This window comes from Anaplasma centrale str. Israel, assembly GCF_000024505.1.
Taxonomy (GTDB): domain Bacteria; phylum Pseudomonadota; class Alphaproteobacteria; order Rickettsiales; family Anaplasmataceae; genus Anaplasma; species Anaplasma centrale.
In genome coordinates, this window is record NC_013532.1 from 1,020,811 (window position 1) to 1,036,062 (window position 15,252).

8 protein-coding genes are annotated in these 15,252 nt (G+C 49.0%); 1 reads left to right on the plus strand and 7 read right to left on the minus strand.

Features of this window, described 5'->3' with window-relative positions:
• Positions 1–360: 360 nt before the first annotated feature.
• Both ACIS_RS04260 and ACIS_RS04270 read right to left on the minus strand, forming a co-directional pair.
• The gene (locus ACIS_RS04260; protein ID WP_012880950.1) at positions 361–3,816 is read right to left on the minus strand and encodes a hypothetical protein; all 3,456 of its coding nucleotides are present in this window, start codon (positions 3,814–3,816) and stop codon (positions 361–363) included.
• Between the two features lie 316 nt (positions 3,817–4,132).
• On the minus strand, positions 4,133–4,372 hold the full coding sequence (locus tag ACIS_RS04270) for a hypothetical protein (protein ID WP_012880951.1): 240 nt from the start codon (positions 4,370–4,372) through the stop codon (positions 4,133–4,135).
• Between ACIS_RS04270 and ACIS_RS04275 the strand changes: the two genes are divergently transcribed.
• A complete protein-coding gene (locus ACIS_RS04275; protein ID WP_012880952.1) occupies positions 4,373–5,044 on the plus strand; it encodes a ribonuclease HII in 672 nt (223 codons plus the stop codon).
• Positions 5,045–5,095: 51 nt separating this feature from the next.
• Here ACIS_RS04275 and rpoC read toward each other — a convergent pair whose 3' ends face one another.
• The 5 genes from rpoC to rplA form a co-directional block, all read right to left on the minus strand.
• Positions 5,096–9,340, minus strand: a complete 4,245-nt coding sequence (gene rpoC, locus ACIS_RS04280; RefSeq protein WP_012880953.1) for a DNA-directed RNA polymerase subunit beta' — start codon at positions 9,338–9,340, stop codon at positions 5,096–5,098.
• 11 nt (positions 9,341–9,351) lie between these two features.
• Positions 9,352–13,500, minus strand: coding sequence for a DNA-directed RNA polymerase subunit beta (gene rpoB, locus ACIS_RS04285; protein ID WP_012880954.1), 4,149 nt, complete (start codon positions 13,498–13,500; stop codon positions 9,352–9,354).
• Positions 13,501–13,537: 37 nt separating this feature from the next.
• Positions 13,538–13,942 carry a 50S ribosomal protein L7/L12 gene (gene rplL, locus ACIS_RS04290; RefSeq protein ID WP_012880955.1) on the minus strand — a complete coding sequence of 135 codons (405 nt, stop codon included), beginning with the start codon at positions 13,940–13,942 and terminating at the stop codon, positions 13,538–13,540.
• Positions 13,943–14,082: 140 nt separating this feature from the next.
• Positions 14,083–14,565, minus strand: coding sequence for a 50S ribosomal protein L10 (gene rplJ, locus ACIS_RS04295; protein WP_012880956.1), 483 nt, complete (start codon positions 14,563–14,565; stop codon positions 14,083–14,085).
• Between the two features lie 34 nt (positions 14,566–14,599).
• Positions 14,600–15,250, minus strand: a complete 651-nt coding sequence (rplA, locus tag ACIS_RS04300) for a 50S ribosomal protein L1 (protein ID WP_012880957.1) — start codon at positions 15,248–15,250, stop codon at positions 14,600–14,602.
• Positions 15,251–15,252 lie beyond the last annotated feature (2 nt).

A 15,252-nucleotide genomic window follows, 5' to 3' on the forward strand; every position in this document is an offset into this window, starting at 1 on the left:
TGAGATATCACAAGTCAGAATATGCCCGGCCTAGTGGCTATTTACAGTTGGCATGCTTGGCACCCCTAGCATTGTTATCTTGGACACACATCGTGGGCTCACTCATCAACGTATCCTGCGGATACCTGCGAGTAAATCTTGGTTACACATGTCTTGCCGTGTTCGTGTCCCACTTCGCATACTCCACATACCATGCAGTAGTCAGCAAGTTTCTGAACTTCTGGTAGGACAGCCCCGCAACCCAGGATAAACCTCCCCCGTAATAAACCAGCCTGTGTTGGGTCGCTTGCTTTAGCGGCTAGCAGCAGGGCCGTGGCCAGTTACTGCTCCACAGTCATGCGCGATCAGCTTAGGCCCGTTTTACGCAATGAGCTTACTGTTGTCTACCTCTGACACGCTGGTGATATCCAATAGACCAATATTATTGCCCTCATTTCCCCCATTATGTATTTCCACACTTCCAATATTCCTTACACCACCTGTAGAATCCGTACTAACAACAGGTAAAACCGAGGCTCCGCGCACTGGCGGAGCTTTTTCCGTGCCTGCGGCACGCGACGCTACTAACCTCTTTCTGCGGCTAGGGTTTACATTGCCATCACCCATACCAGCCCTTTCGCCTATCGGTAGTGTTAGGTGCGCTCTGGATGGTGTTCGTGCATCAGCTTCCGGGCATCGCGAAAGTGGGCTCCTGCAGTCTGAAGTGTTGGTACCAGAAGCATTTACTGTGCGTGATTGCCGAGCCTTCTGCGCTAATTCAGCCTCGTAACATTCCCTAAGGCGCCTAACATCCTCGATAGTCTCATATTCCCCGCCTGCCATGTGGCTCAGGCGTACATCGCATGGCCCCTTAGTGATTCGGGAAGTGCCACGCTGCGGCTCACCACACACCTTGCTCTTACCAGCAAAATTGGTGTCTCTATCCCTTGATGAGGCACTAGTCGCGCTTTCCCGCTTTTCTTGACATACAGCAACTCCTCCCATATCTGCAAATTTACCTTCGTGATCCAGTGGTGCACGCAGTACCCCGCAGTCAGACTCCGACAACTCTCGACACTGCTTACTGGCGGCACACAACATATCCTCATGCGCGCACCGTGCCATATCCATAACGTTGGCAGCGCTATCTCTGAAATAATTCCTTTTGGACTCAATTTGTGCGTGTTCTATGAGAAAATCTGACTGCGCGGGCCTGTAACTTGTAAGCCTCTGCTGCATGCCATAAAAGCGCACAACATCTGACCTACCAACCAAGCTTTCCTCATCAGCAGTGCGCACGGTGTCACTCCCAATTACGAGGCCCCTGCTGCTTTTTGGTACCCACTTGCTGGCCGTACAGCGAGCAGCAAATTCCCCTAATACAAGTCCGTACCTAGAGGCACCTACAACAGCTTTATTGGTAACATTCCCATCACACAACCAGAGTACTGTAGATGCAGTACCAACCCCAATCAGGCTGCCTCTAATGCTCTCTGGTACCACAAGTCTGGAATCTCCGGTAAGCTTTACCGTGCTATTGAGCACCATGCATGCCTCCAGTTCTACCCCATCACCTATAACTTCACCACTACATTCTTCAAGAATACCAGCACCTATCCTTCCCTTCTGCCTGATGCAAAAAGCGCATCTCTTCATCTCCCTAGCACTCAGCAACACATCCTGGTGCGGAACGTATCCGGCAAAAACTTCGGTATCTTCCACGTACCCAAAGCGTGCCACACACGCGTCACCCTTCTCACTTCTGTCTCTTTTCAGCGGGGTGTCGTATACAAACTTACGAGCACCCCCAACAACTGGTATTTCGTATACGCAACTAACCGTGCTTGCAAATCTTACCCGTTTGTCAGGAGGGCCTGTATCGCGCTGCAGGTGAAGACGCTCACCCACACAGACGTAGCCCTTCTTAAAATACGCAACACTCACATTACCGCACTCCCCCACAACCAAATGGGTATTTTGCACGCAATGGGCGAATACATCACCCTGCTCTACATATATCAGGCCGCCACGTATTACTGGCACATCAAGCCTGAATGTGTCCAGTCTACCCCGGTGCACACACTTAGTACCACGCGTATCCCGATCTCTTAACATAAGGACTCTGCACAAGTGCATTTCACCATCAATGCACACGTTGCTAAAATCTTTAAGTACCACATTGCAGGAACGCATTTTGTGCGCAGTAAGGCTTGATGTCTCTCTTAGATCTACTACACTGAGCGAAATCTCTGAGTTTGGAAGGGATATTTCTCCTCTTTCAAGCCGTATGTTACTTTCGCGCACATACCTTACTTCCGCACCACCGGTGCCCTGGCGTATTTTGCTGCTACGCAAGAACATTTTGCAATTTTTTACGTCGTAGGTGGTGTCAGATGTGCGTCCGGCGCCCGTCAGCTCAATCGTATTTCCCTCTCCACATACTAGTAGGCCAGACAGTTGGTTCGCCGCAATTTCAATATCGCAGTGCACTGCATGAACATAAGAACGGTTGTTGCCCGATGGGCTATCAGCAGGCTCTTGTACAACATTGGTAGAAGTCCGCCTTGAGAATAGCCTCGAAATCCAAGAGGAAATGCTACTAAATATGCTAGATGACCTCGTCATGCTGGGCTTGGGCCCAGATTTTTGTTGCCTAATCCACATGGTCGAATATCCACGCACTTTCAGATTAGTATTGTCGCAAAATATCCTCCCCGTGTTCGCACCCTGAATCAGAGCATCAGATTTGTGTGTAGAATTCCCTGCTATGCGTATAGTACCGGAATTGTTTCCCATAACGTTTAGAGAGAACTTTCCGCTTGTCCACGTACGGCCGGCAACCTCTGATTGCGCAGTTCCAGTCGACCCCTCACTACCGCATGCACCATTACTCAACCTGACAGCACCCTCTTGCTGCACCATATAAATTTTCCCTAGGTTACTTCCCCCAAGCGTGGCCTCGCTACCACCTATTTGCCCGTGTACGCGTATACAACCCCTATTGCTTCCGGTAACAATCACGCTACCAAAACCCTCAACTTTCCCTCCGCGAGAGACTCCATGCACAAAAAGGCGTGGTAGATTCGGCAGCGAACTGTGCCCTACAGCAGTGACGGTACCGGAAATATCACCTAGAACCAACAATTCCTTGCCAACAATAGTGAGCCCAGTGTTCTGAGGAACATCGTAACAAATGCACACCCTGTTAACTCCCGCTCTCTGTTCACGACTACTACCGGTCGCAAGCCTTTCTGTTGAAAAGCACAAAAGTATTTCCCTGCATAGTTGGTCTGCGTCTGCTGTCCTCGCCCCCGAAAATCTTTTTAGAATCTCAGTTATGCTTTTCTCAGAATCTGCTTCACTGGGCTGCAATTCACCGTCTGCGCTTTCTTGTCGCAACCCGTCATAACGCAGTTTCGGGCAAGATGCCATGAGCTCAGCAATTACTCCCTCACGAGTACCACCGTTTTCTGCATACTTCATGTGGTATGCTTTGTGAAAGAATTTCAGTACCCTACGCACTTCTCGTCTGTTTGCCGTGAATAAATTTACCTGACCGGGAACACGGGCCACACATTCTGATACATCCGGCCTAGCGCTTATTGCTTCGTTTATTTTTGCACCGATCACGCTATGGCACCTTCTATAATCTTTCAACGCCTCACTGAGCCTGGCGGCACTGCGCCTGAAATTTTTATCTTCAGCAAGATATTTCACAACAGCCCTGAAGCAAATGTCCTCGGTACTGCCATCGTTACACATCACCCCTAAATCACGCACGGCCAATCCCATTGCACTCAGGCCCTTGCTAGAGCTTTTAGCTCCCGTAACATTCATACCTACCTCTAAAGTTTTTCACAATACTGGGCGCAAATTGTCCCAGTATATCAGACGCGTATTCGTGCTATATCAGCGATATTCCATAATATCATAAAAACCACTGGGGAGAATTTCGCCACAATGACATACTCAAAATATAGAAAGTGCCAACTGCCGCACGTTGTAGTACGCATACTGTAAATCAAGTTGCGCGTACAGTATACCTAATTTAACATAATAAGCTTGGAGCGTAGCAACCTTTGCATGGGAGATCAAGAAAAACATTCGCACTGCACAAGTATTTACTACCCCACCGCAGGACAAAAATGTGTGTCTACACACTATGCTTTACGTCAAATCTAACTTCCTGCGTCACGCTTCTACCACCCTTAGTGCGTATATCTGTCTTACATACACGTTGCATGATATTTGGATCTATCCCATTGGTTTGCAGCACATTGTGTTGCATCCCCATCGTGAAGTTGAAATCTATGCACCGGTTCCCAGCGAGTCTGTACTTGTAATATTGCAACAGACCCGCTATATCTGTTGCGCGACCGGTTTTACTAATCACATGCCCAGCTTTGCGATAGAAGATCAGCTCAAGTCTGATACAATCTCAGTTATCGTGGGAGTTGACGAGGTAGGGTACGGGGCAATAGCAGGCCCAGTGGTCGCGGCGGCAGTGTATCTACCAGAGCGGGAACATGGCTACATAGGGGACATTAAAGATTCAAAAATGCTCTCTCCTAAGAAACGGGATGAGCTATTTTGTAAGATCGTATCACACGCAAAATACGGGGTGGGCTTCGCTCGTGTCTGTGAAATAGAGAAACACAACATACTTGTTGCATCACACATATCGATGAAAAGGGCGTTGCAAAACCTGGGTGTGAAAGCGGACCTTGTGTTAGTCGACGGTAGCAGGACCCCAAACTTACCTTGGGCAATCAAAACCATCGTCGGGGGTGATAGTATCAGCACCTCAATAGCCGCGGCATCGATAGTCGCAAAGGTAACACGAGACAGATTTATGAAGAGGCTACATGAGCAGCACCCGGAATACGGCTGGAACCAAAACTGCGGGTACGGCACGAAAGCACACATGATATCGATAAAGCTGCACGGCAAAACTACTCATCACAGGAGCACGTTCGCCCCGGTAAAGCAGCTATCAACAGAATGCGAGGAGGGACTACCTGTACAACTGCAGCTGCACTACCCCACCACCTGTGGCACCGGGTAACCAGCGGGCAGCGGCGGCCAACACGTGATATCCAGACTGCACACCTAAGTATCAGTAGTCTAAAACTCCGCCGCCATTCCCCAAATGGCCCTCGCCACCGCGACACGAAGAGGATTCACTCTCCGCAATCAACTCATTACCTAGATCGCCCATGATCTCCCGAAGTTCGCTGTTATAGTAGGTTGCATAGTCACTCTGATCAAGCATCGCCAACTTCTTCACTTTGTTCATAATGAACCCCGTACCCGCGGGTATTAGCCTACCAACTATTACATTCTCTTTCAGTCCGTATAGAGAATCTTCCTTTCCGGAAAACGCCGCTTCGGTCAAGACTTTAGTGGTTTCCTGGAACGAAGCTGCGGAAATGAAAGAGTTGGTGTCAAGACTTGCTTTGGTAATACCCTGAAGAATCGGCACATATGCAACGGTCCTCTTTCCAGCTTCTTCCAGCTTCCGATTTAACCGCATCACTTCTTCACGGCCGGCATGTTCACCAACCAGGTACATAGTATCACCCGGATCGGTGATTTCCACTTTCTGCAACATCTGCCTGAGGATAACCTCAATGTGCTTGTTGTCTATCCTAACACCCTGCAGTCTGTATACCTGCTGTATTTCAGAAATCATATAGCTGGCCAGGGCTTCCGCTCCTAAAACTCTGAGTATATCATGCTGGTCTGGATCCCCATCCATAAGCAGATCACCCTTGTGCACAAAGTCACCCTCGTTCACTATTGTGTGCTTACCCTTGGGCACCAAATATTCCACTGCAGGAAGGCTTTTATCTACAGGTCGTATGAATATGCGGCGCTTGGAGCGATAATAATCCTTGCCAAATTCTACATAGCCATCAACGTCACTCACAATAGCGTGTTCCTTGGGGCGACGCGCTTCAAACAGCTCAATAACCCTGGGTAGCCCACCAGTAATGTCTCTAGTCTTAATAGACTCTCTGGGTATTCTGGTAATCACATCTCCCGCATGCACCTTCTGTCCATCCTGAACGTTTAGCACAGCACCTATAGGCACAAAGTAGTTCGCCTCCAGATCATTAGACAAAGTTGCAATGTTGCCATCCTCATCCAGAAGCACCAGCCTCGGCCTCAAATTTGCCCCCTGGAGATGTAATTTCCAGTCTATAACGACCCTGTTCGATATGCCGGTGGACTCATCCAAAACTTCGTTTATAGACACACCGTAGATAAGGTCAACATACTTTATGGTCCCCGTCTTTTCTGTAATGATAGGTATAGTGTAAGGATCCCACTCGGCCATTTTGTCCATCATCTTAACCGGCTGTTCATCCGAAACGTAAAGCTTTGCACCGTAAGGCACACTATGCCGCATCTTCTCGTTGCCAACGCTATCAAGGAGCACCACCTCACATGACCGACTCATCACTATTTGATCTCCATACTTGTCGGTGACCACGTTGCTATTCACCAACTTTACCTTGGCATCCAACACAGCTATTAGGTTGGACACCTCCACACCCCTCATAGCGGTGCCGCCAACGTGGAATGTACGCATGGTCAGCTGAGTACCAGGCTCACCTACAGATTGTGCAGCTATTACACCAACAGCCTCACCTATAGACACCAAATCCCCAACAGCAAGATCCCTACCATAGCACAGCGAGCAAATCCCCTTCTTGGACTCACAAGTCAGCGGGGACCGCACCCTCACCGCATCCAATCCAGCCGCTTTTATCTTCTCAACCTTCCCCTCGTCTATTAGCTCACCAGCACTAAACAGCAACTCCCCGGTCACGGGGTTATAAGTGTCAACAGCAGCAACCCTACCCAGCACCACGCTGTCAAGCGTTGCCACAACAGCGCCGCCTTCTATCACCGCCCTGGCAACAACCCCACCTTTGGTTTTGCAGTCATACTCAACAACTGTACAGTCTTGCGCTACATCCACAAGCCTACGGGTAAGATACCCCGAGTTTGCAGTTTTCAACGCAGTATCAGCAAGCCCCTTACGCGCTCCATGGGTGGAGTTAAAATACTCAAACACACTCAATCCCTCACGGAAATTTGAGATAATCGGAGTTTCGATGATCTCACCAGAAGGCTTGGCCATGAGCCCACGCATGCCGGCTAGCTGCTTCATCTGAGATGCAGAACCCCTGGCACCAGAGTTCGCCATCATGTAGATGGAATTCAACTTTCCCTCTGCGTCAGATAAAGATATCGCCTTCATCATGTCTCTGGCAATTAGGTCCGTACATTTGGACCATTCGTCCACAACCTTGTTGTAGCGCTCACTCCGAGTAATTAATCCATCCTGATATTGGATGGAAAACTCCTTGATCTTTTCGCTCGCATTTTCCACGTGCGCCGCTTTGGTATCAGGAATAACCATGTCCTTGCAACCAAAGGAGATACCAGACTGCGATGCGCACTGAAAGCCCAGACACATCAGTTTATCAGAAAATTCTACCGTCTCCTTCTGCCCGCAACTTCTATACACTAAGTCAACTATAGACGTAATCTCCTTCACAGTAAGCACCTGGTTCACAAGATCGAAAGTCAGATCCTTGTGCTTGGGAAAAATCTGCCACAGAATCAGCCTACCCGGAGTCGTCTCAACAACCTCGCTCACGACGGTACCGTCATCACTAGAGCGCTGCATCTTGTATTTTATCTTGGAAGATGTGTGCACTATCCCCTCATGCAGGGCATACTCCACGTGACTGAACTCTCCAAAGGCCATAACCTCCTGGTCGGGCGCGTGCGCCTTTTGCAGCGTCAGGTAATATATTCCCAGAACAATATCCTTGGATGGAACAATGATCGGCCTACCGTTTGAGGGGCTAAGAATGTTGTTTGTCGACATCATCAACACCCTGGCTTCAAGCTGTGCCTCGAGGGATAGAGGAACATGCACCGCCATTTGGTCTCCGTCGAAGTCCGCATTAAAAGCACTACACACGAGCGGATGTAGCTGTATGGCCTTACCTTCTATGAGCACCGGATCAAACGCTTGCAGACCCAGCCTGTGCAGGGTGGGGGCTCTGTTTAGCAATATCGGATGCTCTTTTATTACCTCATCCAAGACATCCCAAACCTCCGGCTTCTCGCTCTGAATCATCTTGTTCGCAAGCTTCACGGTTGGCGCCACCCCGTACATCTTGAGCTTAGAGCAAATAAACGGCTTGAAAAGCTCCAGAGCCATCTTCTTGGGCAGACCACATTGGTGTAGTTTCAGCCCAGGCCCAACAACGATTACAGATCTCCCGGAGTAGTCTACCCTCTTACCTAGCAAATTCTGCCTGAACCGCCCCTGCTTACCCTTGAGCATGTCGCTCAGGGACTTTTTGTAGCCCATGCTTCCAGCTCTACTTGAAACGTAGCTACGCCTACTGCTATCGAAAAGCCCATCCACAGCCTCTTGCAGCATTCGCTTTTCATTGCGGATCATAATCGCGGGTGGGTTGAGCCTGAGCAGTTTCTCCAACCTGTTATTACGGTTTATAATCGTCCTGTAGTGGTGATTCAGATCAGAAACCGCAGGTCTGCCATTTTCCAAAGAAACCAAGGGTCTCAGATCCGGCGGCAACACGGGAATCACGGTCAGTATCATCCACTCAGGTCTATTGCCTGAAGCGATAAAGTTCTCAATAATTCGCAATCTTTTGACCACCTTTTTTCTTTTCATTTCAGAGGAGGTGGACTCAAGCTCGCTCCTCAATCCAGACCTGATTGCACCGAGATCCAGCCTTACCAGCAATTCTCTTATGGCCTCAGCTCCAGTCAAGGCAACAAAACCCTCATCTCCGTATGCATCTCGGGCTTGGTTGTAAACGCTCTCACTTATGACTTCCCCCCTGGAAAACGGGGTAGTCATAGGATCAATAACCACAAAGTCGCCGCTGTAGAGGATGCTTTCAATAGACTTCATGGGCATGTCAAGCAACGCCCCTATACGGGAAGGCAAGGACTTCAAGAACCACACGTGCGCAACAGGGGAAACGAGCTCTATATGCCCCATTCTTTCCCGTCTCACCTTGGAAGAAGTGACCTCAACCCCACACTTCTCGCACACTATGCCTCTGTACCGCTTCTTCCTGTATTTCCCACAAAGACACTCGTCATCGTTCACAGGACCAAAGATTTTCGGGCAGAAAAGACCGCCTTTTTCAACCTTAAATGTGCGATAGTTGGTAGTGGAGATATCCTTAATCTCGCCGTAAGACATCGCCCTGATGCTCTCAGGACTAGCGATAGATATGCAAATCTTATCAAACGACTGCGCTATACTGGTATAGCCGTACAAATCCAGCATCTTCATAATATAAATCCCTACTCCACTTCGCCACTAGTAAACTCTTTATCTTGCTTCAGCACAACATTGAGACACAGGGAGCGCAGTTCCTTAACCATAACGTTGAATGACTCCGGAATGCCACACTCAAAGTTGCTATCACCCTTTATTATGGACTCATAAATTTTTACCCGACCCACAATGTCATCAGATTTCACTGTAAGCATTTCTTGCAAGGTATATGCTGCACCATAGGCCTGCAATGCCCAACATTCCATCTCACCAAACCTCTGCCCTCCAAAGTGGGATTTACCACCCAGAGGTTGCTGGGTCACCAAGCCATATGGGCCCACAGATCTGGCGTGTATTTTGTCATCAACCAGGTGGTGTAACTTCAGCATGTATATGTACCCAACGGTGATCTTGCGATCAAACTTCTTACCCAGACGCCCGTCGTAAAGATCCACCTGCCCAGACGGATCAACCTCGGCAAGCTCCAACAACTTGGAAATCTGCGCATCCTTCGGGCCCTCAAACACCGGAGCAGCCATGGGCACCCCCTTTCTCAGCCTATTGGCAAACACCAGCAGTGCCTCATCTGACATTGACGCTACGTCGTCCTTTAACTTCTGCCCATCGTAAATCTTATCCAGAAAATCCCTCAGGTCAGCAATCATGGACGGCCCACCTCCATCGAGTATCCTGCCTATCTTCTTACCCAGATTTACAGCAGCCCAACCTAGATGGGTTTCCAGAATCTGCCCAATATTCATACGGGAAGGTACACCCAGAGAATTCAGGATAATGTCCACCGGAGTTCCATCCTCTAAGTGCGGCATATCTTCCGCGGGAACGATTCTCGATATCACACCCTTATTCCCGTGCCTACCGGCCATCTTATCCCCGGGCTGCAAATTGTGCTTAACCGCCACAAACACCTTGACTATTGTCAACACACCCTGCGGTAAATCGTAGCCGTAGTTCAGCTTATCCACTTTCTGCTCAAACTTGCGATGCGCCTCGCCGACAATGGAGTCAAATCTTTCTCTCATATCCTTAACTTTATCCGCAACTTTCACATCAGCAAGCCCGGTGTTCCATAGGGCGTCGTCAGATGCCTCAGCAAAAAAGCTATCAAGGTCGCTGTGCCCCTTGACCTTTACCCCCGCATTGCGAAGAAGTTTTTTAAGCTCATCGTGGAAGTACTCGCTCACAACGTCGATTTCATAGTCCCTTTCCTTCACAAAGCTACTTATTTCGCTTTGCTTGATTAGCAGCGACCTATCGTTCTCTTCCACCCCACGCCTTACGAACACATGAACGTCTATCACGGTCCCTTCAACGTCAGGCGGCAGATAAAGTGAGGAGTCGACGCAATCGAAGACCTTCTCACCAAAAATGGTAACGAGCAGCTTTGTCTCAGGAGGAAGAGACACCGGAGGCCTAGGTGTAACCTTACCCACTAGGATGCTACTTGCAGAGACCTCAGCACCGATATTTACAATCCCAACATCGTCCAGGTGACTAAGACTCTCTTCATTCACATCAGGCACAGATCGCATTATCTTTTCGGGGCCCAGAGGAGTATCCCTTACAACACACTCAAACTCTTCTATGTGTATGGAGGTAAACACGTCCCGCTTAACAACGTCACTCGAAATCACTATAGAATCTTCAAAGTTGTAACCCTGCCAGGACATAAAGGCCACAAGTACATTCTTTCCAAGTGCCAGTTCCCCTCTATCAATCGCCGAACCATCCGCAATTACATCATTGGCCTTTACATAGTCCCCGAGCCTAACCACAGGCCGCTGATTAATACAAGTGTTGTGATTGGAGCGCTGAAACTTCCTAAGCCTGTAGATATCTACGCCCAGACACTCGTCCTTGCTGGAGTCAAAAGCCCGGATCACTATATAGGACCCATCTACGCGGTGCACGATACCATCTCGCTTCGCCAGCACCACCGCACCAGACCCAGCAGCAACCACGGACTCCATTCCAGTGCCGACCAAGGGGGCCTCAGACTTCAACAGGGGCACAGCTTGACGCTGCATATTCGAACCCATTAGAGCACGGTTCGCGTCGTTATTCTCCAAAAACGGAATGAGGGAGGCCGCTACAGACACTATTTGCTTGGGAGAAACGTCGACATAGTCAACATCCTCGCTTTTCACCATCACGAAGTTACCGCCATGTCTACAGTAGAGCATATCATCCACAAAACGGTTGTTTTTGTCTATGGCCGCCCCAGCATCAGCTATGTAATAGTCGCCCTCCTGCATTGCCAACAGGTATTCCACCTTATCTGTCACCACTCGATTTTCAACCTTGCGGTAAGGGCTCTCGATAAACCCATACTTGTTAATTTTGGCATATATCGCAAGGCTGCTTATCAGGCCAATATTCTGACCTTCTGGAGTTTCTATCGGGCATATCCTTCCATAATGTGTGGGATGCACGTCACGCACCTCAAAGCCCGCCCTTTCCCTTGTCAAACCACCGGGACCCAGGGCAGACAGCCTACGCTTGTGTGTGACTTCAGACAGAGGATTCGTCTGATCCATAAACTGAGACAGCTGCGAGGAGCTGAAAAAGTCTTTAAGTACGGTAGCTAGCACCTTGGGGTTGACGAAATCACAGGGCATTGCATTGTCAAAATTCACCGATGACATGTAGTCCATAATCATGCGCTCTAACCGCAAAATCCCTATCCTGAACTGATTTTCAATGAACTCTCCAACAGACCTAACTCTCCTGTTGCCAAGATGATCTATGTCGTCAACAACACCCTCACCATCACGCAGCAGAACCAGCTTCTTCACCACCTGCACTATATCTTCCTTGGTAAGCACGGTTAGGTTCTCGTCAACATCAAGACCCAGGTGACTGTTTAGCTTGATCCTACCAACAACCGACAGGTCGTACCTTTCCGATTCGAAAAACAGTCCCTTGAAAAAGGACCTTACCGCATCAAGATTGGGGGACTCTCCAGAGCGGAGCACCCTGTAAATTTCGAACAGCGCATCTTCCTGTGTCATATTTTTGTCCAGGAACAGCGTGTTCAACACGTACGGACCAACTGTAAGAAAATCGATATTCAAAAACGCAATTTCGCTGATGTCGAACAGCTCCAGTTTCACAATGTGCTCAGGTGTTATGGTTTCACCAGCGTGTATGATAACGGCACCACTACCAGGATCCACGAGATCAGTCGCAACAAACATCCCAGCAATGCCAGAGAACGGAACCAAATACTCCCTAAGCCCGTCAGCGTGCAGCTTCTTCGCAATTCTCAAAGTAATCCTGGTATTGGCTTTCACAAGCACGTTGCCGTCAACATCCATGAGATCGTAGGAAAGACGCACGCCTTTGAAGCGGTCAACAATGAACGGCACCCTCCACCCCTTGTCGCACCTCACATAAAGCACCTTGTCATAAAAGGAATCAAGGATGTCATTATTTGACATTCCCAAGGCTTTCAACAGGTAGGAAACGGGAAGCTTTCTCTTCTTGTCTATGCGAAAATAAATTATGTCTTTGATATCAAATTCGAAATCGAGCCAAGAGCCCCTATAAGGTATAACGCGCGCGGAATATATGAGTTTACCTGAACTATAAGTTTTACCCTTGTCGCTGTCAAAAAAGACCCCAGGGGAACGGTGCATCTGTGAAACTATAACCCGCTCTATGCCGTTTATTATGAAAGTCCCATAAGAAGTCATCATCGGCAAATCACCAATGGAGACCTCCTGCTCCTTCATGTATTTGACGCTGCGCTCCGAGGTTCCTTCATCAACTACATATTTGACTTCCTTGAAGGATACCTCCTGCACTTTCCACACAACAAAGCGCAGAGTAATCCGTATGGGAACGGAGAAGGTAATCCCACGCTTGATACACTCGTACTCATCATACTGCGGCTCACCTATGTTGTAACCCACAAACTCGAGTACTGCTCTGCCCAGGAGATCGCGTATGGGGAACATGGCCTGAAAGATGCTCTGTATACCGCTGCTACCACCCCTGTCTATGCCTATGAACGCGTCATAAGAATCTCTCTGTATCCTTATGAGATCCGTCAAAGAGTCGCGAATGTCTATGGATTTCGCGTAAGAGAGCCTAGGAACAGCGTCAAAATCATTCAGCACATACCCGGGACCAGAAGAACCACCCGCAGAAGACATTAATTCCCTCAAAAAACCACCAAATACAAACCCAAGGTCACTTTACGCTTACTGTTGCCCCAGCATCCTCAAGCTTCTTCTTCACCTCGTCAGCCTCGGCCTTTTTGTACTTCTTGCCCTCAACCAGCTCTCTTGAGCCCTCTTGCTCAACAAAGTCCTTTGCTTCCTTCAGGCCCAGGGTGGTGCACTCCCTCACAGCTTTTATGACAGCAATCTTCTTCTCCGGTGCATACCCATCAAACATCACAACAAACTCTGTTTGCTCCGCACCGCCGGAATCCTCCGCACCTTGAGCTGCACCCCCAGCAGCAGGCATGGCGGTAAGCAATCCACCCTTGGGAAACCCAAGCTTATCCTCTATTTTCTCCACCAGAGCGGCAGCGCTACACAAGTCAAGGCCACAAATCTGCTCAACTAAAGAATCCAAATCAACACTACTCATAACAAAACCCCCACAAATATACCCCCGACAGCCTCAGGAAGGAAAATGGGCACACAGAAAACCCCACCTCCAACCAACGGAGTCGGCACAACCGCGCTTAACAATACGACAGCGCCAAATACCACGAATGACCCTCACTGCTACGTCCCACCGATAGCTCTGAGGCAATTAGCCAACCTCATAGGAACCCCATAGCCTATAAGACCCATTATCCTGACTTGCAACTCCCGTAACGACGGTAAGCTAGCAAAAAATATCACTCTGTCCGCAGGTAGCACCTGCCCGCCATCATACGCACACACGAAGGTAATCTTACCGGCAGTCGCCCTGACAAACTTGTTCACAATTTTAGACACCGTGACTATGTCCTCGGAGTAAGCTATAAACACGGCCTCGCGCAACTTATCTTCTAGCCCGTCCGCCTTTCCAACCTGCTTTAACGCAATCTTGGCAATGCTATTCTTCACAACAGTAATGCCACATCCCCCAGCCTTCAGCTCCTTCCTAAGAGCGGCAAAATCTCCAGCAGTCATGGAGCGGAAATTCGCAAGCACAAAACTCCCAAACTGCGTAAACACACCCTCTATCTTACCTAGATGCCTTTCCTTATTGACGCGCTTCACCCTAAACCTCAACTTAATTCACGCACAAAACCGCCTACCCGATGCCGGCTATTCTGAAAGATCTGCCCATGGTAGAATTCACGAACACTCCCCTAACGTAAGACCCCTTAATAGTGGCTGGTTTCAGGTTTTGCACGGCAACAACCACGGCGTTAAAATTTTCCAGCAGATCTTCCGGAGTAAAGCTTACATCCCCAATCTTCACGTGCACAATTCCGTACCTATCAGATTTAAACTTCACCTGCCCGGACTTTATTACGCCAACCATCTTTGCAAGTTCAAGTGTGACGGTACCGAACTTGGGATTGGGCATCAAGCCCCTAGGGCCCAGAATCTTCGCGATCGCAGAAATCTGCGGCATAAAATCGGGAGTGGCGATACACCAGTCCACGTCTAGCTTGCGCCCTTTCTTTATCTCCTCAATCAGTTCTTCATCTCCTACAACATCCGCCCCCGCATCTGAGGCATGTTTAGCATGCTCACCTTTGGCAAAGACCGCTACTCTAACCTCCCGACCCAGGCCTTTTGGCAGAACAACCGCTCCACGGACTGATTCTCCAGATTTGGAGTCAGCAACGCTTAACTTGATAGCAACATCAACAGATTCACGGAACTTTGCCTTAGCCGACTGCAAAAGCTCACGGATCCCCTCCTCGGCACTGTAGGAACTACCATCACCAGACATAC

Bases quoted from the DNA above. Each gene is read 5' to 3' on its own strand.
- ACIS_RS04260 (WP_012880950.1), bottom strand. From the start codon at position 3,816: ATGAATGTTACGGGAGCTAAAAGCTCTAGCAAGGGCCTGAGTGCAATG.
- ACIS_RS04275 (WP_012880952.1), top strand. From the start codon at position 4,373: ATGCCCAGCTTTGCGATAGAAGATCAGCTCAAGTCTGATACAATCTCA.
- rpoC (WP_012880953.1), bottom strand. From the start codon at position 9,340: ATGAAGATGCTGGATTTGTACGGCTATACCAGTATAGCGCAGTCGTTT.
- rpoB (WP_012880954.1), bottom strand. From the start codon at position 13,500: ATGTCTTCTGCGGGTGGTTCTTCTGGTCCCGGGTATGTGCTGAATGAT.
- rplL (WP_012880955.1), bottom strand. From the start codon at position 13,942: ATGAGTAGTGTTGATTTGGATTCTTTAGTTGAGCAGATTTGTGGCCTT.
- rplA (WP_012880957.1), bottom strand. From the start codon at position 15,250: ATGTCTGGTGATGGTAGTTCCTACAGTGCCGAGGAGGGGATCCGTGAG.